At 35.9% G+C, this 25690-nt stretch carries 19 protein-coding genes and 6 pseudogenes; 22 read left to right on the plus strand and 3 right to left on the minus strand.

Annotated features, from left to right (window positions below):
* Positions 1-184 precede the first annotated feature (184 nt).
* The 8 genes and pseudogenes from QUF86_RS09815 to QUF86_RS09845 form a co-directional block, all read left to right on the plus strand.
* The gene (locus QUF86_RS09815) at positions 185-559 is read left to right on the plus strand and encodes a hypothetical protein (RefSeq protein ID WP_430104244.1); all 375 of its coding nucleotides are present in this window, start codon (positions 185-187) and stop codon (positions 557-559) included.
* A 149-nt stretch (positions 560-708) separates the two neighbouring features.
* The gene (locus QUF86_RS09820) at positions 709-1515 is read left to right on the plus strand and encodes a putative protein N(5)-glutamine methyltransferase (RefSeq protein WP_289334181.1); all 807 of its coding nucleotides are present in this window, start codon (positions 709-711) and stop codon (positions 1513-1515) included.
* Between the two features lie 220 nt (positions 1516-1735).
* Positions 1736-1933 (plus strand): annotated as a pseudogene (locus QUF86_RS09825) (MerR family transcriptional regulator); the annotation flags it as partial.
* A gap of 13 nt (positions 1934-1946) precedes the next feature.
* Positions 1947-2206 (plus strand): annotated as a pseudogene (locus QUF86_RS28900) (hypothetical protein).
* Positions 2203-2463, plus strand: a complete 261-nt coding sequence (locus tag QUF86_RS09830; protein ID WP_289334182.1) for a hypothetical protein — start codon at positions 2203-2205, stop codon at positions 2461-2463. The pseudogene QUF86_RS28900 and the gene QUF86_RS09830 overlap by 4 nt, the downstream one beginning before the upstream one ends.
* Positions 2464-2593: 130 nt before the next feature.
* Positions 2594-2731, plus strand: coding sequence for a hypothetical protein (locus tag QUF86_RS09835; protein ID WP_289334183.1), 138 nt, complete (start codon positions 2594-2596; stop codon positions 2729-2731).
* A gap of 665 nt (positions 2732-3396) precedes the next feature.
* Positions 3397-3579: a hypothetical protein gene (locus tag QUF86_RS09840; RefSeq protein ID WP_289314816.1), complete on the plus strand. Its 183-nt coding sequence runs from the start codon at positions 3397-3399 to the stop codon at positions 3577-3579.
* 338 nt (positions 3580-3917) lie between these two features.
* A pseudogene (locus QUF86_RS09845) lies at positions 3918-4136 on the plus strand (DNA topoisomerase IV subunit B); the annotation flags it as partial.
* A gap of 324 nt (positions 4137-4460) precedes the next feature.
* Here the strand turns inward: QUF86_RS09845 and QUF86_RS09850 are convergent.
* Both QUF86_RS09850 and QUF86_RS09855 read right to left on the minus strand, forming a co-directional pair.
* Positions 4461-4589 (minus strand): annotated as a pseudogene (locus QUF86_RS09850) (YhjD/YihY/BrkB family envelope integrity protein); the annotation flags it as partial.
* Positions 4590-4894: 305 nt separating this feature from the next.
* Positions 4895-6001 (minus strand): annotated as a pseudogene (locus QUF86_RS09855) (amidohydrolase); the annotation flags it as partial.
* A 379-nt stretch (positions 6002-6380) separates the two neighbouring features.
* Between QUF86_RS09855 and QUF86_RS09860 the strand changes: the two are divergent.
* From QUF86_RS09860 to QUF86_RS09880, 5 genes are all read left to right on the plus strand, one after another.
* Entirely contained in the window at positions 6381-8735 is a 2355-nt protein-coding gene (locus QUF86_RS09860; RefSeq protein WP_289334184.1) for an FtsX-like permease family protein, read from the plus strand.
* A 136-nt stretch (positions 8736-8871) separates the two neighbouring features.
* Positions 8872-9639: an ABC transporter ATP-binding protein gene (locus QUF86_RS09865; RefSeq protein WP_289334185.1), complete on the plus strand. Its 768-nt coding sequence runs from the start codon at positions 8872-8874 to the stop codon at positions 9637-9639.
* A gap of 200 nt (positions 9640-9839) precedes the next feature.
* Positions 9840-10823 (plus strand): glycosyltransferase family 2 protein, encoded by a 984-nt coding sequence (locus QUF86_RS09870; RefSeq protein WP_289334186.1) that lies wholly within the window; start codon positions 9840-9842, stop codon positions 10821-10823.
* A 1175-nt stretch (positions 10824-11998) separates the two neighbouring features.
* Positions 11999-14734: a DUF3289 family protein gene (locus QUF86_RS09875; RefSeq protein ID WP_289334187.1), complete on the plus strand. Its 2736-nt coding sequence runs from the start codon at positions 11999-12001 to the stop codon at positions 14732-14734.
* Entirely contained in the window at positions 14727-15248 is a 522-nt protein-coding gene (locus tag QUF86_RS09880; protein WP_289334188.1) for a hypothetical protein, read from the plus strand. Before QUF86_RS09875 ends, QUF86_RS09880 begins: the two co-directional genes overlap by 8 nt.
* 466 nt (positions 15249-15714) lie before the next feature.
* Here QUF86_RS09880 and QUF86_RS09885 read toward each other — a convergent pair.
* Positions 15715-15828, minus strand: a pseudogene (locus tag QUF86_RS09885) (YjcZ family sporulation protein); the annotation flags it as partial.
* A 301-nt stretch (positions 15829-16129) separates the two neighbouring features.
* Here QUF86_RS09885 and QUF86_RS09890 point away from each other — a divergent pair.
* From QUF86_RS09890 to QUF86_RS09930, 9 genes are all read left to right on the plus strand, one after another.
* Entirely contained in the window at positions 16130-17950 is a 1821-nt protein-coding gene (locus QUF86_RS09890) for a GMC family oxidoreductase (protein WP_289334189.1), read from the plus strand.
* Between the two features lie 548 nt (positions 17951-18498).
* The gene (locus tag QUF86_RS09895; RefSeq protein ID WP_289334190.1) at positions 18499-18912 is read left to right on the plus strand and encodes a YhfM domain-containing protein; all 414 of its coding nucleotides are present in this window, start codon (positions 18499-18501) and stop codon (positions 18910-18912) included.
* A gap of 126 nt (positions 18913-19038) precedes the next feature.
* The gene (locus tag QUF86_RS09900) at positions 19039-19689 is read left to right on the plus strand and encodes a hypothetical protein (protein WP_289334191.1); all 651 of its coding nucleotides are present in this window, start codon (positions 19039-19041) and stop codon (positions 19687-19689) included.
* 286 nt (positions 19690-19975) lie between these two features.
* Positions 19976-20485 (plus strand): DinB family protein, encoded by a 510-nt coding sequence (locus tag QUF86_RS09905; RefSeq protein ID WP_289334192.1) that lies wholly within the window; start codon positions 19976-19978, stop codon positions 20483-20485.
* A gap of 440 nt (positions 20486-20925) precedes the next feature.
* Positions 20926-21366 carry an SRPBCC family protein gene (locus QUF86_RS09910; RefSeq protein ID WP_053347531.1) on the plus strand — a complete coding sequence of 147 codons (441 nt, stop codon included), beginning with the start codon at positions 20926-20928 and terminating at the stop codon, positions 21364-21366.
* A gap of 511 nt (positions 21367-21877) precedes the next feature.
* Positions 21878-22417: a sigma-70 family RNA polymerase sigma factor gene (locus QUF86_RS09915; protein WP_289314826.1), complete on the plus strand. Its 540-nt coding sequence runs from the start codon at positions 21878-21880 to the stop codon at positions 22415-22417.
* Positions 22410-23825 (plus strand): DUF4179 domain-containing protein, encoded by a 1416-nt coding sequence (locus tag QUF86_RS09920; protein WP_289334193.1) that lies wholly within the window; start codon positions 22410-22412, stop codon positions 23823-23825. Before QUF86_RS09915 ends, QUF86_RS09920 begins: the two co-directional genes overlap by 8 nt.
* 330 nt (positions 23826-24155) lie before the next feature.
* Positions 24156-24626 carry a YjdJ family protein gene (locus tag QUF86_RS09925; protein ID WP_289334194.1) on the plus strand — a complete coding sequence of 157 codons (471 nt, stop codon included), beginning with the start codon at positions 24156-24158 and terminating at the stop codon, positions 24624-24626.
* Between the two features lie 192 nt (positions 24627-24818).
* Positions 24819-25196, plus strand: coding sequence for a hotdog family protein (locus QUF86_RS09930; protein ID WP_289334195.1), 378 nt, complete (start codon positions 24819-24821; stop codon positions 25194-25196).
* Positions 25197-25690 lie beyond the last annotated feature (494 nt).

Consider the following 25690-nt stretch of genomic DNA (forward strand, 5'->3'; position numbering starts at 1 on the left):
TCTTTAATTGAAAGTGACTTTTCACTTCATTACCAGGAGCTGATCAGCAGCTCCTTTTCTTATGCGACAAATGGGGGAGGCTTGCTTAATGATAAATATTCCAAAATCTGTTTAATTCCAAATTAATAATGTTAAAATTATCCTATGATTCGGCTAAATAAATGTAAAAAAGGGAGTAGTTTATTTGTTAAAATCGAAAGCATTTAGAATGTTAGTACTAATATTCATCCTATTCTCCATCTTTATAATTCTAAAAAAAGATGTGATATTTCAGGAAGGAAACCCTATTCCGTTTGCTGTGGCTATATCTAAAATAATTATTCAGGATAAAGAAATTACTGAAGTAAAAGGAACAGAGGAAGTGGGGGGGATTTACGGATATTTAGTAAAACGCGGGGAAATGAAGCCTTTCATTAAAATGATGGAAAAGGAAGGCTGGGAATTCGAAGAAAGAAACGAGATATCAAATGCTTTAGTTTTTAATAAGGGCGATGTTACTACAAGTATTGGTTATCAATATTATACAAGATACTACACAATAATTTATTATTCTCCTTGAATTAACGGTTGCGTTAGCTGAAGATCGGAGCTGTCTTTAAGGCAGCTTTTTCTTTATGCAACTAACGGGGCAGGATAGTTGAGGAAGGATTTCTACAATTTTTAAAGAATTATCTATAATTAAATAAGGTATTAAGAGTGGTGAAATAAATGGGGAAGCAAATTAATTTTGATACGGACGACGAAATAGAAAAATGTATAATTTCCAGGCTTCGGACCGCAGGTTGTGTTTTCGCAGAAGATGAGACCAGGTTGCTTATCTCAGAAGCAAGGACGCCAGACTCCCTCGCCGTTATGGTGGATCGACGTGAAGCAGGTTTTCCCCTTGAACATATAATTGGTTGGGCGGATTTCTGCGGTATTCGTATAGCTGTGGAACCAGGAGTCTTCGTACCCCGTCGCCGCACCGAGTTTCTCGTCCGCCAGGCAGCTGCCCTCGCCATGCCAGGAGCCATCGTCGTTGATCTGTGCTGCGGCACGGGTGCGGTGGGTACCGCGCTGACCGCAGGTTTGGGATGGATAGAGTTATATGCAATAGACATTGACCAAGCTTCTGTGCAGTGTGCCCGCCGTAACGTTACTTCCGTCGGTGGTAACGTGTACGAAGGGGACCTCTATCAGCCACTGCCAACAAAACTGCATGGCCGCGTCGACATCTTGGTCGCAAACGCACCTTATGTACCTACCGAGGCAATCAAGCTGTTACCCCAAGAAGTGCGAAAACATGAGGCACGGGTGGCGCTCGACGGGGGCCCAGACGGGCTGGACGTCCAGCGACGGGTCGCCTCTGAGGCGCCCCTCTGGCTGGCACCCGGCGGTCATTTACTGGTCGAGACTAGCCAGCAACAGACGAAGCAAACTGTTGAAATCTTTGCTCGAAACGGGCTAACTCCTCAGGTGGCAAATTGCGATGAACTGGACGCTACTGTCGTAATTGGAACCAGGCCCGCCCTCTAGAGTGAATAAAGGCAGCTAGTCCTTACCGCAAATGAGAGTATAAATGCTTGGGACTGTGCCTCTAGAAAAAAATTTCTTTGTTCAACTAACAGATGCATTAGCGCCATAAGAAGGCCGCCAATTGGCGGCCTTTTGAATGTATGATTCTTACACTTATCATACATTCAATCTAAAGTGAGAAAGTACCCTAAATTAACTAAATGTTGGCGGTACCTTTTCTTTGCTAGGGGGCGTCGATCGCGATGAAGCGAAGTGCCGTGTTATGTATGATTTCACTGTTCTTAAGATAGATGACATCCAGCGTAAAATTAAAGATCTCAAAAGAATTGAACAGATGCTGATGGATCTTAAAGAAAGATGTCCCGAAAACAAAGATATTTACGAATGCCCCATTATTGAAGCATTGATGAGGAAATAAGAGGCGAAACAGGATGAAAAACACAATAAAAAGTTCAGGTTGGTTTATTTGTCGAACTAATCACATGCCCGTGCCATCTGGTTTTACTGCTTCCGTTGTTTGCATGAACGGCACTGGGTTCATACTTCACGGAATTTAAAGATGTTATTTTCATTATGATGGCTCTGTAATTTGTTTTTGCTCTTTTCAAGGGCTGGAGAAAACTTTATCCAGAAACAAAGAAAGAAACAAACAACGCATGATTGTTACAGCATGGAGAAGTTTAAAGCATGAAGGAAAAAGTGTCGCAGTTAGCCACTGTATTTTCGGGTTTTTTTAGGGCTGCACGCTGCCTTGGTTCACTGATTTTCATCCCTCTTGGATTAACTGGATTTGCAGGAGCATTATCCTTCTACTCATTGAAGTATCGGTTATTGTTCACCATCGTTAACATCATTCTTCTTGCTTACTCCCTTTACATGGTTTACGGGAGAAATGGCCCAAAATCCGGACGGAGAGATTCACTGACAAATCAAGACTTGTTAGTGTGAAAAGGAATATGAGGATGGAAAAATTATTCAATCATTTTGCAGCAGACCTGGCTGCATTTTTCTTAGATGCATGGTGAAACCTTTAATAGTGCATATTAATTTCTAGAACCATTGGAAGGGGGTAATCGCCATGAAAAAGCAAGTAAAGCAAAATGAAAAGGATACTGAAGAAAGACAAGAGGAGCTGCAAACAATTAATGATATTTCTAACAGCGAAAACGGGCAGCCGGTCCCTCAGCCTAAAGATTACGATGAAATAGAGTATTAAGATAAAAGTAAATCCCCGGGATAAATGCGTTTAAACCAATTCCTTCAGTAGCTAATTCAAGGGTGCATTTATGAAAAAGCAGATTTACAACATTAAGATATTTTCATTATTAAAAGCCTGATATATCTCTATATTATCTAGAGAAATCTGGCTTTTTTAATTAATCACTAAAGTCTTTAAACGGAGACTTTAACTAATTAACACCCTGAAATTATCCACTTTTTCACCTCTGCAATATAATACAAGCTAGTACCGTCCACATCTAACATTGGCATTTATATTATCACCTCAATAATCTGATATCGTTTCTAAGATCTTCAACTATTCTTTATTCAGAATGGTTGAAGTATGTATTGCTATACTAAATCCCATAAATCTAATAAAAAGATAAGTGCTTTATCTTAATGACAAGCGACTTGGATTTAGAGATATATTGAAGAGGGTATGCATAAAATAAAATTCCCATTAAAAGAGTAATTGCGCAATTACCGACTGTTTTTTCTATTATATATTCCTCTGAAATTTTTTATATTTTATTTTTCCTTTAAAACATTATTTTATTACTAATTGTTTTGGTAACAAACACCTTGAATTTTTAAGTTTTTTTTACCCAAGATATTAAGGTTCAGGAAATGAACCAAAATTTTATGAATAAGGTGATGTAGATGAAGACAAACATGGATAAAATTTTACCCGTTTTCGCTTCAGTTGGAGTAGGTATTGCTGCTTATCAAATGTTGAGTGGAAATGGCGGAAAAATGAAAAATATGATGCCACTTGCCTCTAACATGATGGGAATGGGGACTGGCATGCAAGAACAGAATCAACAACAGTCCGGAAATCAATAACGCTTATAAAAATAACAATTTTCCAATTAAGGTAATTCCTTCTAATCCATAAATAATCCCCTTTCCATGTCAAAGATACGGTTGGGGGACTTATCTAATTTATTCAAGAAAAGGGTTGTTAAAGTTTAATAAGAACTATTACCAAAAAACATAGTTTGAGGGTAGTGTCACATGCCCATCAAGCTAAGGCAAATCATTACCCCTAAAACGAAAAAAATTACGTTCTCCCCAAATCATCCTCTGACTTTCTTTGTGCTCTCTCCAACACCTCAAGACGTCCTAAGTGTAAAAATAGACGGTCAAATGTAAGAAGATGAATCCCGATAAATACAGCCCCTAAGCAAGGGGAAAAAGTGGATTATGCCTATAATGATCGGGAGATTGAAGAAATCATGGCTAGTATGCCAAGTACTCCAAAGCCTAACCTGCAGCGTTATAAAGGGCTGGGGGAAATGAATCCAGAGCAAGAGCAATTGTGGGAAACGACCATGAACCCAGATACAAGAACTCTACTCCAATTCAATTTGAAAGAGAGACTGAAGAGCGAGTGGAAATTTACGAAGATCGCATAACAAAAAAGAATTGGAAATCAACTTGGAATAAGATAAAAGTTAACCACATCAAAATCCCTTCAAAATGTACGATTCTTACAATAATCATACTGTACAAAAGGGAGCCTAAAAGGCTCCCTTTTATATGCAGCTTAACTTTTTAATGATCGCCATTCTGCCCATTTGCAGAACTTGATGTTTTATGGTTCCCCTTTTTACCCTTATGCTTTCCTTTTTTACTCATGAAAGAATCCCTCCTCAATACAAGATGTTATTTCTTGATTAGTGTTCGTTGAAGTGCTTTCAGGTATTACGGGAACTGAAGGAAGCTCATTCACATTTTGGATGATCTTCATTTATGAAGGCATTGATTTCTCCCCCTATAATGATGATGAGCGCAGATAAATAAAACCTGATCATTAACACAATGATGCCACCAAGACTGCCGTATGTAGCAGACTTAAAGAAGTATTCGCAAAGGACTTTGATATCATTAGTTTTAGGGTAATGAAAAAGATTACTTAATTAAGTGAATTTTTCGGAGAAGAATTTTTGTGGACAAGCTTAATGCAAATGAAATAGTTGTTGAACTAACAGGTACGTTAGTTCTATAAGGGGTACCGTCAGCAAAACTTGGATTTACAACGTTAAGGGGATCTGAATGCAAAAATAGCCACTTCCGTCCAGTTTGTTAAATCTTACTGAAAAAATCAAGCCCTTACAGTTGTTGTAAAATAACTGTAAGGGCTTTTCCTTTTTGAAAGTTATCGACTTAATGCAGGTTTGATTTCCGTCGGAATTGGACAGACATAGTTAGCTCCATCTAAATTTTCCTTCAGTTCAGCTTTTGCCTGGTCAATGACTTCTGGTTGGAGCAGTATATCGACTGCGGTAGCAGCCATTACTTTGCCGGCATGCAGCATACCTTTGTGGCCGATCGATGTTCCCCCCTGCGCCACAGCCTGCCAGGAATGAAGCTGTGTCCCCATCGCAAAGCAGTTGACTGCGCATTGCACAGTAGGTACAATCCAGCTTACATCTCCAACATCGGTCGAACCGGTCATACGAAAGGTTTTGTTTATATAGGGCATTAACACAGTGGAAAGCTCTTGTTCCTTTATCTTTTGAATTAAGTTTTTGTCTACTGGTAGCTGAGAAAGCATGCGCAAAATACTTTTCTTATCGGGTTCTGACATGGTGGTGCGAATTTGACGGGCAAATGCTTTTTCTTCTTCGTTAAATTCTGGGACGCCAACCTTGCGATAATTATCGTACATAACAGCTGCTAATGTTCGATTAGGAATCAAGTTGGAGCACCCTTTATCAAAAATGATGTCAACTTCTGTTTCTGTCATCATGGCAGCACCACGGGCAATCTTGCATACGCGGTGATAAATCTCATCTACCTGCTCCAGTTCTGGAGCCCGCACCATATAGAGTACTTCCGCTTCTGCCTGCACAACATTGGGAGCCAGCCCGCCCGAATTAGTAATAGCATAGTGGAGGCGAGCTTCAGGAATAATATGTTCACGGAGAAAATTAGCCCCGATATTCATTAACTCTAAGGCATCCAATGCGCTGCGGCCGAGATGAGGAGAGCCTGCTGCATGGGCCGCTTTTCCTTTGAATTTAAAGTACACCTGATAGTTGGCCACGTTTGTTACCGATGCAACTGCGTTAAAGGAATACGGATGCCAGGAGATAGCCGTGTCCACATCATCGAACAAACCCTCTCGGACCATAATAGTTTTTCCTGAGCCCCCTTCTTCAGCCGGACAGCCGTAATAGCGAATCGTTCCTTTGATTTGATTTTCTTCCATAAAGTGGCGAACAGCTACTGCAGTCGCCAACGAGCCGGTACCCAGGAGGTCTACATCTAAAGTTGTATGGAAAATTTAGCCTTAAGCCGTATTAAAGATTTCCATTAAATTGTTATATTTAAATAAGTGGAAAGCTTTTTATTTAATGAGTTTGTATCGATCGTCAGTTCTTTTTTATTATGCTAACGGTGCAGTTTAGTTGAAGAAGGAATGTAAATGAATAGTTAATTTTTGTAAACCATAAAGGGTTTTAGTATCCCCAATCGAAGTATTAAAAGATACTGGGTTTGGCAGAGGAAAGAGTGAGTTTTAATAAATATCTTCTTATATGTTTAACGTTAATTTTGTCATTCTTGCTTAGTACTTGTTTTGGAAATGAAAAAGTTTAGAAATAGAAAAAATATTATCTATGGAGGAAGGAGGGGAAATTTTGTTTTTAAAAATTGTAAAGAATGATTTCATCAGGAATAAAATTGTAAATATATCAGTATTTGTATTTATAACAATGGCAGTTATTTTGGCAGCTAGTGCAACAAATATCATTGCCAATCTGATTCAGTCGATGTCGGAACTTCAGGAAAGTGCAGTCCCAGCTGATATTACGCAGATGCATTCCGGAGAATATGACCAGGAAGAAATCGATCAATTTACGGAAGTACACCGTGAGAATATAGCGATGCAGGAGACGATGGTTCTTCTGACTTTTGATGGAAGTAATATTCATTTTGACCAAAATCAAACGATGGCTGGTACTATACAGGATATTTCATTTGTCGTACAGAATAAAAATTTTGATTTTATATTGGATCTGGATAATGAAAAGCTGGATGTAACGGAAGGGAAAGTGGCGGTTCCCATCTATTTCATGCAGCAATATGACTTAAAAATAGGTGATACGATTACGGTGAAAAGCGGAGAGTATGAGAAAGAGTTTGTCATTTCAGATTATGCAAGAGATTTTGAGATGAACTCTTCCCTTACTTCTTCGAAACGGTTTGTGATTAATCAGGCAGACTATAATGAAATGCTTTTAAAGCAGGCAGGGGAACTGGAATATCTGATCGAATTCAAACTGCATGAAAACGGGGATTCTCAGGCTGTTCAGACGGCATATATCGAAGAAGGTCTTCCAGCAAACGGTCCTACAGTCGGAGGAAAGGTATTTCTGTTGTTTAATGCCATGTCAGATGCGGCAGTTGCAATGATTATTATACTTATCAGTATTCTGCTGATTATTATCGCTTCGCTCTGTATTAGACTTACGTTTCTGGCAACGATTGATGAAGATTTAAGAGAAATCGGTGTGATGAAAGCAATCGGAATATCCAAAAAGGCTATAAAGAAGGTTTATCTTAATAAATACAGAGTCATGTCAGTAGCAGCAGGTATCATAGGCTATCTGCTTTCCTTTGCAGCAGTATATCTGTTTAACGGTAATATGAGACTTTACCTATCTTCGGATTTATCAGGAAACTTAAAATATGTTCTATCTTTTATCGCTCCATTATTTGTATATTTCATGATTGTGTTGTACTGCAAGAAAGTACTGAAAAGAATCGATAAGATTTCTGCGGTGGAAGCATTGCGTTCAGGTATCATGGACCGTGGAAAGAACCGCAAATACAGTTTTCCACTGCTTAAGAACAAATTCTTCAGCACCAATATTTACATGGGACTTAGGGATGTATGGAAACGATTCAAATTATACAGGTTACTGTTCATTATTTTTATCGTATGTACGTTTATTGTCATACTTCCCATAAATATTTATAACACCATGAATTCACCGGAATTTTCCACATACATGGGAATAGGAAAATCCGACATGAGAATCGATCTTCGAAGGACAGATACGATTACAGAAGATTTTAAAAAGCTGCAGGAAGAGCTGAAAAATGATTCTGATATTGAAAAGTATGCGGCCTACATCACATGTTCCTACCAGGTCAAAAATGCGGAAGGTTCCTGGGACTATATTAATATTGAAACCGGAGATTTTTCCATATTTCCATTAAAATATCTGGAAGGAAGAGCACCGCAGGGTGAAGGGGAAATCTCACTTTCCTATGCCAATGCGTCAAAAGATGGATTAATCAAGAAAGTGGGAGATGAGGTAGTCGTAAAGGTTGCCGGGACAGAAAAGACTTTGAAAGTAACGGGAATTTATCAAGATATTACAAATGGCGGGGAAACAGCAAAGGCGCATACCAGTCTTGGTTTAAATGAAGAGTCCGTTCTTTGGTATATTGTGAGCATGGATGTGGCTCCAGGCGTTGATATTCGTGAGAAAATGGACTACTACCAGAATACCTATGATTCTGCGCAGGTAAATGATATCAAAGAATATACCCAACAGACTCTTGGAAATCTTATTGATCAGATGAGCACAATTGTTATAGGTGGAATCGCAATTGCAGTAATAATTGCAGTATTGATAACTGCATTATTCCTTAAGATGATATTGTCAAAGGATATGTCTCAGATTGCAATCATGCGAAGTGTGGGATTAACTTCTAAAAATGTTAGTCATCAATATATGGCAGGAACTTTGATGGTACTGATATTGGGAATAATATTTGGAGTGTTGGCTTCTAATTATTTAGGGGAGTTTCTTGTAAGTATGGCCATGTCCTCTATGGGAGCTGCAAAAATTGAATTGGTTCATGTTGCATGGCAGACTTGGCTGCTATGTCCGTTAGCGCTGATTGTAGTAGTTGGATGTACTATATCTGTGTGCTGTAAGGTAACAGTAGAAGATGATTTATCAGTAGTTTTAAGAAGTTAGAACTGCTGAAAAAGGTCCGGGCAGGAGGCGTAACTGCGAAGGTAGAAGAAGTCTCCTGCGTGAAGGCACCGATGCAGAAAAGAATGCAGATTCCTGAAAAATAAGGCAATTCCGGGGTGACATTGGAGGAATATATATGAGCAATATATTAGAAGCAAGAAGTATGAACAAAAAAGTAGAATTAGGAAAAGATAATGAGCTTGATATCTTAAAAGATGTAAGCTTGGAGATAGAAGAAGGTGAATTCGTATCAGTCATGGGGCCATCCGGAAGCGGGAAATCAACACTGCTATATAATGTAAGCGGTATGGATAGAATGACTTCTGGTAGTGTGAAATTTAAAGGCCGTGAAATCGGCAGACTAAAAGAAGAAGAACTGGCGAAGATTCGAATGAATAACATGGGATTTATCTTTCAGGATATTAATCTTTTAAAGAATCTGTCAGTGATTGACAATGTTATGTTTCCTGCTCTTGTATCAAAAGATGCGGATAAAAATGTGGTACATCAAAAAGCAAAAAAACTGTTGGAAATGACAGGAATTAAAAAGCTTGCAGATCATAATATCACCCAGGCATCAGGTGGACAGCTGCAGAGAGTCGGCATTTGCAGAGCATTGATAAATGATCCGGATATCATATTTGGAGACGAACCGACCGGAGCATTAGATTCCAAATCGACAGAAGAGATAATGTCAATTCTTGCAGAGATTAATAGAAAAGGGACAACCATAATGCTCGTTACGCATGATGCAAAGGTGTCAGCAAAAACCGAAAGAGTATTGTTTATGGTAGATGGAAATATTGTGGCACAGAAGAAAATGCGTAAATACGATGCGCAGCATGACGATATTAAGGAAAGAGAAGAAAGCATTATGAAATGGTTAGTGGAAAATGGATTCTAATTTTTCATCCACATTATTACAAAGAAGATTCAACACATCAATTTCTAGCGAATTAAATATGATTAATATTCCTCGTAACAATTATTAATTGTTAAATTTATGTAAATTACCTAATAACTAGATTAATGATGGTATAATTAACCAAAAAATGACGATAAATATTTCTGATGCAGTTTATAGTCTTTTAAGGAGAATTGGATATGCGTAAGGTTACAGTTGGGATACCTTGTTACAATGAAAGTAAAAACATTTTAAAATGCCTAGATAGTATAACATCTCAATCAGATATATTTCAGGGTATCGAAGTACTGATAGTAGATGACGGGTCAACGGATGATACAGTAAAAATTATTGAGAATTATAAAAAACAGTACAATATAAATGGCAATATGAAGATATTAACTCAAAAAAATACTGGCGGCCCATCAACCGCTAGAAATAGAATTATCGATGAAGCCGAAGGGGAATATATCTTCTTTGTTGATGGAGACGATTATCTTGCTGAAAATTCCATTTCAAATATGTATACATTAGGTAAAGAAAATGATTCAGATGTTATTATCGGAAAATATGAGGGCGTCAATCGTAGAGTTCCTGTATATGTATTTAAAAGTACGCAAATAAACACGAATTTTTTTGATTCACTAGTAAAAGACACGATGTCAGTATTGAAAATGTTTAAAACTGAATATCTCCGTTCTTTGAATATTCGTTTTAGAAAAGATATTAGATTGGCAGAAGATCACCCCATTGCTATGAGTGCTTATTTACACACTAAAAAAATTAGTATATATGCAGATTCTCCTTGTTATTATTGGGTGAGACATATTAATTCTGAGAATAAAACTCATTTAACTGGCGGCGTCATCCCAGTAGATGAATTTTATAAGTATTTATTTGAAACATTTGAAGTAATAAAAAATGCACGAATCACTGAAAAAGAAAGAACAGAAGCTTATAGAATATATTGGGACAGATTACTTACACTTGATATAGTTAATGAGTTTAAGCGTAATAGAACTGAAATGGAAAGAAATCATTCATTTGCGATTTTACTCCGTTTGTTTAATAAGTATGAAGGCCCCTTAATAACACCGTTATTAACAGGTTATAAACGTTATACTGCAATGCTACTTTGCAATGAGGATTATCTTTTATTTACTGAGTATTTGAAAATAAAATAATGTTAGTTGATTTTTATTGAGGCCATTATAGTAAATAGAAATACACTTGAGTATTTTAAAGCTAGCAAATTCTAATTCCAATTGCTAGCTTTCTGATACAAAGTATAACAAACTAATCGACGTCATTCTCGTACCTACACAGGCAACCTAAAAAAAGGTTCCCTGCTTTTTTTTATTTATTAATCATCATTACGAACTATATGCATTCACTTTTCCTTCTCCGAAATAACTATCTCTACCACGCTTACCGATATCAGAACTTCCTCTGTCAAATATTTAAGCACCTCATTAACAGAATGCTTACCACCCGTTCATTAAGAAAAGCGATTCTTTTTAAAGAATCACGCTCGATTGGAACTACCATGAAAATAAGTTTCTTTAATAATGAAAAATGACAATACTTAAGAAGACCCTGCTCAATCGTTTAAAAAAAGAGGAGAGCGTTAATTAATTAGTCTATAGATTAGGGTTGAGGTCAGTATCAGTATTGACACTTCCTAACCATTTTCATTCTTTGTGGTGAATCGCCGATTTTTGCGATTCATGGATGGCTAACGGGTCTATATATTGGGTCAATCTCTAAAGAAAGATCATTAATTCATAAGTCTGATAAAAATATTTAGGAAATATTTACCTTATAATCCATATTTTTAATCTGTAAACTAATACTTAGTTGATAAAATTATTTTTTAGGGAGGAAAGGAGAAAAAATGAATTTATCCCTCAAGGAACTATAAGAGCTGTTACTGTTTGTTTTATGCTCTTCAATGCTTTTTGGCATTTTTCCACAGTCTAAGGACCAAAAAGCATCATCCCCTGACACGTTTCATATAAATGGTTGAGGAGCGAAACGGGATTCATTCATTGGTTTCCAGGCTGAAAATATATTGGGTCAAAGATTTATTTATGTTCGGTAAATTTAAAAAGACAAGGCACTTAAATATTAGGTGTCTTTCTGGTTTAATAATTTTTAGAATATTCAGCATTTGTATCGTTTGGAATAATTCCCAATATATACTTTTGATGGGTACTGACTAGTTGCTATTAGAAAATAACAACTTGTAAAGGAGTTGATTTAATGAAATTAACTCAAGGATTTTGACAATATTCTTTGGATGGGAACCACGATATCGTATATAGGTTAAATTAAAATTTTTATAGAGGAGATTATCACGTTGAAAAATAAAGTAAAAAGTATGTTGAGTTTTTTATTGATCTTTGCAATGATTTTCGGCGGATCTGGGCAAGCGGTGGTTGCCAAGGGCAATAACCATGCTAATCAAGGAAAACATAAGAATTCTAGTGAGCAAAATGTAAAACAGTGGTTAAGTGAATATCAATTCTATGAGGACACCAGAATTGCAAAAATCTATGATCAGACTGCAATAAATGAATTAAAGCGTTTCGCGACAGTCATAAAAGAAACTAATGCTAAGTTTGATTCTAAACTGATAGCGGAAATTGATGAAACCGGAGACTTTAAACAAAAAGATATTAATGAACTTGATGTACTTCAACAATTGATTAACCAATATGAACAAGCTGTTCAAGAGGAGTATATACAAGAGTCGGTTCTTAAAAGTGATCGGCTCTTGGAAATCAAACATAAGTTAACCATATGTCTATGGGGGTATGTAACAAAAAACGATTTTAATGAACCAACTGAAGTATTACTTGCAGATATACTCTTTAATTTTTATTTATCGGATAAAATTGTCAATAAAAATGCTATCGGCATCTTAGAGGATATCTCCGATCAAGCAGATCACAAAGGAAATAAACTAAAAGCTCATTTGAATAACGCTGGGAAAATGTCTGAAAAAGGTAATGAGTTTCTAGAAAAAGATCTAGCTATCCCTGCATCAAAATCCTATCAAAATGCATATAAACAAGTGTTATTCGGACTTGAAAAAGCAGGCTATTCATTTAACACAGAATTCTTTGAATCTACCTCTGACACGGATGGTGATACTATAACAGATGGAATAGAATTCCTAGAGGGTATGAATCCATTTAAAAAGGATACAGATGGTGATGGATTGCAGGACAATATTGAATATGAGGTTAAATCATTTATTTCCCCAACAAAATATGATTCAAATCGTAATGGCATAAGTGATGCAGATGAAGATATCGATGAAGACGGCCTGAGTAATAAAGACGAGCAAGCTAATCAAACAAATTTGATTAAGGGAGATTCAGACCAAGATGGTTTAACTGACGGATTTGAAGTACATCAGTTCGATACATTACCTAATAAGTATGATACAGATAACGATGGGTTAAGTGATGGAGATGAATATGCTTTAAAGACAAATCCGAATGCTACAGACAGCGACAATGACGGAAGCGAGGATTCACAAGAACTCTATAAACAATCGATTAGTAAATCATTGATTCAGCCTGATAAATCAGAAATTAAAAGCGTAGAAGTTGGATTTAGTGCAAAGGATAATATTAATAAAACGACTAGAATTAGCAGCACAAACAATATAAATATTAAAACAACTAATTTACACGGTATTATTGGTTCTCCTGTAAGCATCAATACGCAATCAAAATTTGAGAAAGCAAGCATTCAGTTTACTTATGATGAAGCGAAGCTAGGAGACACGTTGGAAGATGATCTAGCCATCATTTGGTACAATGAAGACGAGGAAATGTTTGAAAGCCGTAACGCTGAGTTAGATAAAAGTAAAAATACAATAAGTGTGGAAACTACTCACTTTGGTGAATATCTGGTTGTTGATAAGGCAAAATGGTTGGAGCTATGGAATCGGGAAATAGACTACTCAAGGACGCATGATCTAAATAACGCTCTGTATAACAATCTTGCAACGAAGACAGTAGGTGATGTAGAAATTGATATAACAGATTCAGATGGGGATGGCTTATACGACATCTATGAAATTGAAGGAATGAAAACACCATACCGTATAATTTACTCAGATCCTAACAAGAAAGATAGTGACGGAGATGGATTAACCGATGGGCAAGAAATGGGGCAATTAAAATCATTCACGGTAGAAATTTTTGGAGTTGAAATTCATTTTGAAGGTTTCTTTCCAACCAGTTTCCCTGACCGAAAAGATAGTGACGGAGATGGAAAGTTTGATAATGAGGATTTGAGACCGTTGTACTCTGATTTTACCGATACAGAAATTTATCAATCAGATAGACCAGAAGGCTATGATGAAAATGGAAATGTAGCGAATGATATGAAAACAAATGATTATACAGAAGATGAAATAAAAGACATTAGCTGGATGTTCAGACTCCAATTACTTGAATCTTATTTCCCAAGTATTCTCTTTTATGAGTTCGAGGATATGACAACAAGCTTGTTTTCCATGGGAGATATGGAAGATGTTATTTTAGATATGATTAATCATTTTAGAGAGGGAACTGGTAAAGAGTACAGAAACCAGACTTTAACTAAAGAAGCGAGTGAGCATGAAACAACGAAAGCCTATGTTGATTTTGTCAAAAATGCCTTAGTTGATGAGCTAAAGAAAAATGGAGGTAATTTGGCAGCACTTAAGTTGGATAAAAGTACAAAGAATACAAATGAATTTTATAATTTGATACAGAGAAATGCTAGTTATCCGACGTTTAGCACTTGGAGTGATCGAGTAGGTGGACTTACAATTACAGTAAATGATACTTGGGGGAATACGGTATCCGTAAAAGATTTTTCTGTAGAGAATAATCACTTTAAAGGAGTCATGCGTGTTCGTTTATATGATCATTTTGGGTTGGATCGGCCAGATGTTGAGAAGGAGTATGTCAACTTAGCAGGATTCCGTTCCTGGTTTGTCTTACAGCATTATGATGAATATAATGGGAAATATAAGCCCTTTGTTACTGTAATGGAAATGGATGTACCATTTGAGGGGAAATTGAGTGATTAAAGTTAATTTAAAAATTATAGTTTTAATGATTTGTATATTCTTAATTCCATTAAACTTAATTGGATGTAAAAAGAATGAGGAATCAAGTGGGGAAACAAAGATTTTCGAAATTGACAATACAGAAGAGATATTTGGTAAAAAGGATGAAGAAGAGGTGACTGTTAAAAAGCATTATATGATTCTAAATCCACCAAAAGATCTAATAGAATTAAAAGAATTAGTTGAAAAATACAGTAAGGAACATCCAGTTGGAGAAGAAATGAAAGTAATGGAAGGCAAAAACAGGATTTTTGATATGTCCTTTTATAGGGAAAGTGAGGATTTACCAAGAGACTGGCAGCTTGATGAAAGTTACATGAATACAGATCGGCTAGAACATCATAAGAATGATCTAATTGCATATATAATTTGGTCAGATGCTGAACCACAAAAAGAATACAATGTTTATGATAAAAATAAGGAAGGAAAGGTAATTAAGAGGATGTATTTTATTGAGGATCAGCTTGTTGAGTGATACACTATCCATACACTAAAAGAAAAAAACAATGGAATTGTTAGGGAATATAACAAGAACACTACATGATAGACTGGGGATCACTATGAATATTTTCCATTGGCCCCTCATTACTCGAATCGTATCCATACCCTATTAAAACTAATTTTTTCTTTGTTCCGTTAAAGGGCGCGATTCTTTAATAAGAATCGCTTTTCTTATAGAACTAACGGGTGCGTTAGTTGATTAAGATATGAGATCCTTGAGGATCCTAAGCGTAGGAAATTAGGGGCTTTATTTTCCATAAAATTTATTATCATATTTTTTCGCGTTTTGTCGTCTGGACCATAATTAGAGTCCTCAAAATAGCTATCATTCCCTAGAAATAGGAATCAAATTTGAAGAAGCCGACCAATAAAGGTCGGCTTTTTTCATACTATTTTTAACAACAGGCGCCATATCCGTAACCGCCGCCGTAGCCGTCGCAGCCACCAACAAAGCTAGCTCCAACAATGATTAAGAGTATAAACAAGACGACTATAAAGGCGAAACCTCCACCAAATCCAAAACCGTCATCACAACTTGATTCACAACGTGACATATAGAAACATCTCCTTTTTGTTTTTAAGGAGGAAATTAATTAAATGGGTAATATCACCTTATACTCTAATTAGGAAAATGACACAATAGTCTCCATCTCTGTTCATAGGATAAAATGTTGGAGGTACCTCTTATTGAGCTAACGGGTGCGTTAGCTGAAGATCGGAGCTGTCTTAAGGCAGCTTTTTCTTTATGCAACTAACGGGGCATTTTAGTTAAAGAAAAAAAGGCAATAAAAACTAATCTTGTCCAAACCAATTAAAGTAAAATTGCATCTCCTAATATAGAAGGAGATGATAATTATGTCAGAAGATATGGATAAAAAATCTGGTTCTGATAAATTCAATATTTTTGATTATATCGTGATTGGTGCCGGAACTGCCGGAGGGGTAATCGCCAAAAAATTAACGGATGATAAACATACCTCTGTACTTGTCCTTGAAGCAGGAACAAATATGACGAATGAGCTAAGTAACCCTAGCGTTCTGGCTGCCATTAATACAACCCGCGGTAACAGGTTTAGCTTTAATGTTACTTCTGAACTAGAGTCAACTATTGCACGTACACTTATTGCAACAAATGGTCGCGCCATAGGGGGAAGCTCAGAAATTAGTGACATGTACGCCGTACGTGGGAGTAAAGAGTTGTATAACCAGTGGGCAAGTCTTGTTGGTAATCAATGGAGTTATGACAAGATTAGCTCCTTATTTGTAAAAAATGAAACCTATACAGGATCGACACAAGACCCTAATGGACGAGGAACACAAGGGCCGATCTTTATTAGGCAACAGAGTATTCCCCCTAATGGATTGATCAATTCGTTAGTTCAAGCAACAAACACTGTATTGGGAACGCCGATTGCTGTGGACTATAATACCGGCATAAGGGATTGTACATTTTATAAAACGCAAATTATTCAAAAAGAGGTTAGCCCCGGTCAATTTGTCCGATCCTCAACGGCAACAGGTTATTTAAATGACCATATTGTCAGTCAAGGAAACCAGTTCCATCCAGATGAATTTGGAGTTGGTGGAAGAAAATTGGTTATTTTAGCTAAAACAACTGTTAACAAAATCTTATTTAAGAAAAAAGATGGATTGAACATTGCGGTTGGTGTTGAATTTGTCAAGGATGGTGTTTCACATAGAAGGTTTGCAAGAAAAGGAATTATCGTCTCTGCAGGATTTTTTTCCTCAGTCATTCTACAACGTTCAGGAATCGGTAAATCGGATGATTTGGCTAAAGCAGGTATACCAACATTGATAGAGAGTCCAAATGTGGGTCACAATCTTCAAACTCAGGGTTATGTTGGATTGGGGGTTGAGATAGATACCTCCCAAATTCTTCCAATATTTTTTGCTGATCCCAACTTTCCACTTATCTTAGGTGCTTTCCAAGCAGAGAATCCAATGAATCTACTAGAAGGTCGTCGTCTCCAACTGATAGGGGCTCCTATCCCATTTTTTATCCCTGCTCCAGATGTGATCAGCAATGGTTGGAGTTTAGATTTAACTTTCCAAACCACTCCAAGTATCATGAGTTTTGGTATTGTAGACGTGAATACAAAAAGCAGGGGTACAGTGCTAGTGGAACATAGCGATCCAGAGGCTTATCCATCTCTTAACTTCAATCCGTTGGAAGATCCCAATGACCTAACGTATATGGTCGATCAATATAAGAGAATTTATAATATTATTGTAGAGGCTAGAGATCCACTGAAATACCCAAATAACGGCATCGGGAAAGTTGTATATCCTCCCGAGAGTATATTCCAGCTACCTGACAACGATCCTAACAAACAACAGCAGCTTGAAAATTATGTCAAAGCCTCTTACACAAACTTTTCTATAGGCGGGCAGTGTCGGATGGGACAGACGATTCAAGAAGGGGTTGTCGATGGATTCCTCAATGTGTTTGGTACCAAAAATCTTAAGGTTGCCGATCTGTCCATTTCGCCTATTTTTCCGGATGGTCAGCCGTCCGCCGCTGCTCAGATGATCGGACTAAATGCGGTACGGTTTATTCGAGAGGACTCTTCCCCATGTGTGGTGGATGATGATGATTTTAAGGATTACGAAGAAAGTGAATCAGAGGATTATGAAGAAAGTGAATCAGAAGATTGAAACAGGGGAAAAATTTTGAATTATAGACTCGAAGAGAGGTTGACTTTTATTTATGTAGAAAATATCGTAATCTTCTTCAACTAACGGGTGCTTTAGCTTAGGATCAGAGCTGTCTTTAAGGCAGCTCTTTCTTTATGCAACTAACGGGGCAGGTTAGTTCATCAAGCGTAGTGTATTCAAACTGTTCATTAAACCCAAAATTCCCTACTGCAAATCTTCATAATAACAACCTCAAATCCATAAAATTGTTTATAAAGATTTATTAAAAATCAGCCATAATTAAACAACTAAGTATCAACCTAAAAGGAGCTGGTTAATTGTTAAATCTATTCCTAGAGTTTTTTTATATTTTGGTTACCATAGCTGACGCACTTATTTCTTATTTTCGGGATAAAAACAAGAAACAAACCAGATAGTAAAATAACTCTTTTTACGTCACAATATGTGCCAGCTCTACAATAAGCCTTATTGAACTATCGGGGCAGTTTAGTTGAAGATAAGCTGGAACTATTATGAAATGTAAACGTCTAAATTTATGGAGGTGAATGATGAAAAAGATAATAAATTTTACTTCTCTTTTTGTCTTTATGGTGTTATTGGTCGGTTGTATTGGGGAAGAAAAAGGACAATTATCAAGAGTAGATGTTCAAAAAATTGATACAGAAGGAAAATACGAAGATGTGGTAATGATCACAGATAGCGAATCAATAGAACTGCTAAGGCAGGCATTTGAACAAATCAAATGGGATGATAAAGTGGTTAAAATGGCTAGAAAACCAGACGTAGAAGCAACTTTGTTTTACACTTTTGATGAAAATATACCTGAAAGACTTTATGAATATGAAATTTGGTTTAATGAAAGTGCAGGTACAGCAACAATTATTAGTAATAATGAAAATGAAAGTTATGGAGAGTTAGATAAAGATAATGCACAAGCCCTAAAAAATAATTTTCTTAAGTAACGGGTGCTTTAGCTGAAGATCGGAGCTACCTTTAAGGCAGTTTTTTCTTTATGGAACTAAAGGGGCAGTTTAGTTAAAGAAGGATAAAAATAGATGAAGGTAGAACATTTATTTAGGTGATTAATAATGATATTAAAACATTTTCTTTTATATTCGGAAAACGACGATGGGGTTGCCGATGTAAAATCAAATTTTTCATTTCAATCAAGATGTATTACTGCCCTTTACGAAAAGTGCTTTTCAAAATTCAAGACCGAAAATATTAAGCAAATCAATATCTTTTGTGTTAAAGACTCCCCAAACCCTTCCTTATCAATTATAGATGGGTTCTGTGATGTGGAGATTGGTTATGATGTAAGTGAATTTTTTAAACTAGAAGAGCAAGAGAAAAAAGAGGTAGTATTGGACATTTTGAAGCAAGGCATCGATAAGGTCGTTAAATTAAATAACTGGGAAAGCAGACCTTTCGATGATGCCTATAACTGTGTGAAAGAAGCAAGTTACAAAAATGAATACGTTTGGAAGAAACCAAAGAGTAGTCCCAATCGTACCTATAAAGCTGAAGTTTTTATAAACCACGGTCTCTATTTATGTGAAATATATTTAATTGTCAGGGATAAGAACGGACAAGAAATAGTTAAAGAACTTGTGTCATCTACTAAACCAGATGAGATAATATTCAGTTACTATCTTGGGGAATTGAATTGGTTATCAAATTATGAGGTTGCTTTATTTAATAGACCTAAATCCAAATATGTTTCTGTTCATCTAAAATAGGTCTTCTTCAACTAACGTGTACGTTTGCTGAAGATCGGAGCTGTCTTTAAGGCAGCTCTTTCTTTATGCAACTAACGGGGCAGGTTAGTGGAATAAAAAGTAAATTAATCCATTATTATCTGTATTATGTTAACTGCATAAATCAGTTGTACAGAGATAATAAAGTTGTTTAATTTGCAATTATTTTGCGGTAATGAAATTAAATATCAAATAAAGGAAATATCTTCTTGAAAGTCGAATATTAGCCTAGAACCATAACTTAACTATTCCGATGAGGAGGATTCTTGTGCGTCCACGACCATTATCTATTGAAAATCCAGAGTATGATAGGTATGTTAGTCTTGTGCCAGATGGAGATATTGAAGAAATACTTAGTAAGCAACGAACTAAGACCATTACCTTCTTGAGCAGCATATCAGAGGAGTCAGCAAGGAAGGCGTACGCACCAGGGAAATGGACTTTAAAAGAAGTGATTGGGCATTTGGCCGACGTGGAACGTGTGATGTCGTATCGAATGCTTGCCATTGCACGAAATGAAAGTGCACCACTCCCAGCAATGGATCAGGATCAATACGTTTCTGCGGCAAACTTCAACAAATTATCCTGGGAGCAGCTACTAGCTGGTTTAGACACGGTACGCTCCAACACGTTAAGTCTTATTTCAACCATTGATGATGCAGCGTGGGATCGTAATGGAACTGTAATGAACAGCCCAGTTTCGATAGGTACCTTTGCATATGGCATTGTCGGGCACGAGTTACACCATCTGAAAGTGATTAGTGATAAATACTTATAAGTCTTTTTCTATTAATGAAAAAACCTAATTTCTCATTTAATGCTGAGAAATTAGGTTTTTTAATATTGAAACTTCCTTAACGTTGTAAATCCGCATTTTCCTGACGCTACTGTACAGAGATAATAAAGTTGTTTAATTTACAATAAAGTCATTAAAAAATAATAATGTTGTTTAAAAATCCTTATGTCACTAACGGGGCAGGTTAGTTCCATAAGGAATACTGTTAATTGACATTAAAGTCGTTTAAAAACGTCAGTCCTGTTATTCCATTAAAGGGCCGGATTGTGGAGGATTGGAAAATTTTGATTCTACAAATAATTGGGGGATTGGAAGAAGGAAAGCTATGTATAATTAGTGATGTAAGTTTATGCTTTTTATGTAATAATTATTTTGTAGAAATGTAAAGTTACAATACATACATAGTGAAGGTGGGGATCATAATGGCAACGGGAACGCATACTGTAGTAGTTCCAGTAGATGTACAGGCAGTTTGGGATTATGTCAGTGATCTCGAAAAATGGGCAACGACAGTACCAGCCTATAAAGAACATGAAATCATAAATGACAAGCAATCTATTTGGACATTTGAAGGTAGTGTGAAAGGTATTAAAAAAACAATACAAGCGCAGGTAGATATTACCGAATGGAATGAACCTTCAAATATTAAGTTTGAACTAAAAGGTTTATCAGATAATTTTACAGGAAGCGGTCACTTTACTGCAGAAGATGTTAATGGTAAAACAATAATGACTTGTACGGTGGAAATCCATGCAGGCGGATTATCTGGTGCGGTGTTAACACCAATTATTAAATGGGCTGTTCCAAAAGTAGCCTCTCGTTTAACAGAATCTATCGCACGTAAAATTGCAGTATTCTCATAGTTTTCAAAGATTGAAAGCCAATTCATTTTGGAGATACCTTCTCTGAAGTATAGATGGTAACATTCTGAAGTGACCAATATAATGATATCGAGCTCTACTAGAAATTTTATAATTAGCAGAAAGGGGGCTGTCCAAAAAGGATGGCCTCTTTTTTTCAATATTCCAGAATCGCTTTTCTTAATGAACTAACGGGTGCGTTAGCTGAGGATCAGAGCTGTCTTTAAGACAGCTTTTTCTTATGCAACTATCGGGGCAGGTTAGTTCAATAAGCGATTTTGTAGAATAAAGTGTAAACTCACAACACCTTTGAGTTGCAGAATACACTCAACAAATTCAAAAGCTATCAAAAAAAAGCAACAGTTTAAATAAGCAGAAATCGCAAAGTGGTTTCTGTTTATTTTTTTAAACTTAGGTTTTTATTTGCATGTTATGCTTTTTCTAAAAATACTTTAACTTTTTGAAACTTTTTCTGAAGATATATTCCACTAATAGTTGAAAGGAGTTGAGAGAGATGGAGTTTGAGAATGATAAGATGGTTAAAAAAGCAATCAGGGGCAATAAAAAAGCTTTTGAACAACTCATAAAGCAGCACTATGAACGAATCTACCGGACTGCTTATCTTTATGTACATAACGAAGAGGATGCATTAGATGTCGTTCAAGAGGCAACGTATCAGGCTTTTACGAGTATTCATTCGTTAAAGCATCCGGAATATTTTATGACTTGGCTTACAAAAATCATTATCCGCTGTGCTGGCCAAATCCTTAAGAAAAGAAATAATATTGTGCGGCTAACAGACGAAGTATTGTCTAATTTAACGGTAACCTATCATTCAGGTCATGACGAAGCAATAGATCTATTAAATGCGATCGGACAGTTAAAAGGGAATTATCGAACCGCCATTATTTTGTTTTACTACTATGATTATTCTATTAAAACCATTAGCGAAATCATGGAGATCCCCGAAGGGACTGTAAAAACTTATTTAAGCAGGGGGAAAGCCGAATTAAAAAAGTCCTATAAAGAAGAGGAGGGCAAATGCAATGGATAACAAAGAAGTAAAAAGTGCTATTGAAAAAATAGTTGTACCAAAAGAAAAAGTGTTTAGCGCTATTGATAAAGGCTTAAAAATGTCAGGGCAAGGTAGGAAAATAAAGAAAAAGAAAGTTCTTGCAGGTTCAGCTGCTGCAGCTGCTCTTCTTGGAATCACCATTGCTTCTGGATTTGTTAATCCTACAATGAATAAAGTATTGGCTAATACCCCTTTAATAGGCGGGATTTTTCAAGAATTCAATGATTCAATGGGCGTTGAACTTGCGAATCAAGATGCAGTTACAGAATTAAATCAATCCTTAACTAAAAATGGAGTGACTGTAAAACTCATCAGCGCTTATTTTGATGGCAATGTGGTATCAATTACAGGATTTGTAGATGAAGATGTTGAAAAAGGGCATAACGAAAAAGGGGAAGTAAGCTTTGATATGAATTTTGAACACAACAAAGGGGATAATGACCCTTGGTTGAATGGAAAGTCGACAGACATTAGGAAGGTCAAGGGGGGATACAATTTCCAATGGAAAATGGAATATCCATATAAATCATTTAAGGAGAATTCTACTCTCCCCATAACTATTCATAATATTAACGGGATAAAAGGTGAATGGAATTTTGATATCCCAATTCAGCAAGAAAAAAACAGTACACTTGTTATTGATCAGGAGCATGGATACCCGGATGATGAGGTCAAAATCCGTATTAAAGAGATCCTCACCGCAAGGGCGTCATCTTCGCTTGTTTATGAGACCGTGGAGAAATACAAGGGTGATGACATTATTATATTAAAAGCTGTTGATGATAAAGGAAATGTGTATAGGTTTGGAAACCAAACAGTTCTCGAGGATTCTGAACAAGAAGATGGATATCAAAGTACCATGAGAAGAGAAATGACCAAGCTCAATTCAGATATTACTTCACTTACCTTTTATCCTCAGTTATCTGCAGCAGATCCAAAAGTACAACAGCTTTTGAATATTAAATCTTTCACCTTAAAAAGCAAACGGCTCAATTTAGGCCTTCAGGTAAATGATATAACCAAAAAGGGTAGTAAACTAGTAATCGATTATCAATTTACAGGGCTCTCCAAGGAATTGAGTAAACACCAGCTTGATTTATTTGAAAATAATTTGAAATATGAATTATTGTTGGTAGATAAGGGATATTTAGGGGAAATAGATCCTGAAAATCCAGTACCACCTAAAAATCATAGCATTCGCATGAATAAAGTGAAAACTATCGATAAAAAGACAGCGCACTTCCGATCTACATTCGATTTAAATGGAGAAGAAAAAATCATGAACTTTAAGCTGGAAAATACAATGTTGCAATTTAATTTTTCAAACTTTGTCCCAGCTAGGGAATTAAAACCATTTACTGTTGTACTTCCAGTGGGGAATGAATAAACAAGTAAAGTAGCTCGTTTTAGGGACCATATAGTTGACGAGTGGAATTCTACTAGGCATTGAATAATTAGAATATCGGGGCGATGACTTATGTAAGTCACCGTCTTTTTTTTATTAGTTAGAAGTTTGTGAAATATTGTACTTAAACTATAGGGTGCGTTAGCTTAAGATGGGAGCTGTCTTTAAGGCAGCTTTTTCTTATGGAACTAAAGGGGCAGGTTAAAAAATGAAGTTTTTGATGTTAATAATTGAAATTAATTTTAAATTAAGTGTGAGAGTTATTTTTAAATAATAAATTTGAGGGTGTTTAATATATTTAGGTTTAGTTTTTTGTTTCAGTTCGGTATAGCATCTATTTTACTTTTAATTTCTACTGTTTGTGCTTTATATGAAGGTAGTGCAATCGTAGATCATCCTAGGGAATGGAAGTACTCAACACCATTTTCCCAATTTTTATACGGTGAGGTAAATAGTAATAGCTCTATATCACAACTTGACTACTTTATATACGCAGTTAAATTTCAACCAACTTTTCCTGTCATTATGGTAATAAGCAGTTTATATTTGTTAATTCTTATTGGATACCATTTATTAAAGCAACAGCATAAACGGTTTGCTTATTATTTATCTTTTTTGGGTGGAGTATTATTCTTACTTAGTTATTTTATTTTTAATTCTCCCACATTTGGTGGTCAAATTTTTTTCTATATTTGGTTAGTGAGTGGTGTATTGTGCATTGTAATTGCTGTAATAACTTATTTTCAGATTTTAAATCGTAACACAAACGAAATTACAAATTAAACTTCTTGAACTAACAGGTGCTTTAGTTCATTAACAGGGGTTGCTGCGGCAGCCTTTTTCTTATGGCACTAACGGGGCAGTTTAGTGGAAGAAGGGTTTTTTTATTACTTTGTGGAATATATTACCTTGAAAAGTCTGGTGTTGATGTAATATTCAAATTTGTAATTAACCAGACATTAGGAGGAGTTTAAAATGTCATTAAAAGCAGGAGACATAATTACGTTTGAACGAACTTTTACAGTAAGGGATGTTGAATTATTTACTGAGATTTCAGGGGATGAAGGGATACATCATATAACCCCAGATGAACAAGGAAGACTTGTCATTCAAGGGTTACTAACGGCAACTCTGCCAACAAAAATAGCTGGAGATAATAACGTACTGGCTCGTAGTACGAGTTTTGAGTTTTTAAGACCTGTTTTTACAGGAGATACCATAGTTTGTAAAGTTAAAATTGAGAAATACGAAAGGCAAGAAAATAATAGAACAGCGTTTATTGCATCCTTTTTATGTAAAAATCAGAATGAAAAAGAAGTATTGAAAGGAGATGTATCAGGCGTAATTCTTTAAACCTTATTATAATACCGGGAGCAATATCGAAATCTATGGGACAGCATTCCTGTAATAACTAAACAGAGTTAATATATGTAAAACCAGATAGATTGTGAATAAATATACTTAAGCTAACGGGTGCGTTAGCTGAAGATCGGAGCTGTCTCTAAGGCAGCTTTTTCTTATGGAACTAAAGGGGCAGGATAGTTCCATAAGAAATACTGTTAAGTGACATTAAAGTTGTTTAATTTACAATAAAGTCGTTTAAAACATAATAAAGTTATTTAAACGTCATTCATATTATTCCATTAAAGGGCCATTTAATGGAGGAAGAATCTGAAGAAAAATTGATTACTTCTGGTAATGATATTGAACTTAAATTATAGAAGCAGTTAAAGAAGGATGAGGTATATTCTTTTGAATATGCCTATTTTTATTTTGATGAAAATTAAATATATTATGTTGATCCTGAATCATTTGGAGATTGGTAATCGAGAAAATAACATAATTGC

The sequence above is a fragment of the Peribacillus sp. NJ11 genome (genome assembly GCF_030348405.1).
In the GTDB taxonomy this organism is placed as follows: Bacteria; Bacillota; Bacilli; order Bacillales; family DSM-1321; genus Peribacillus.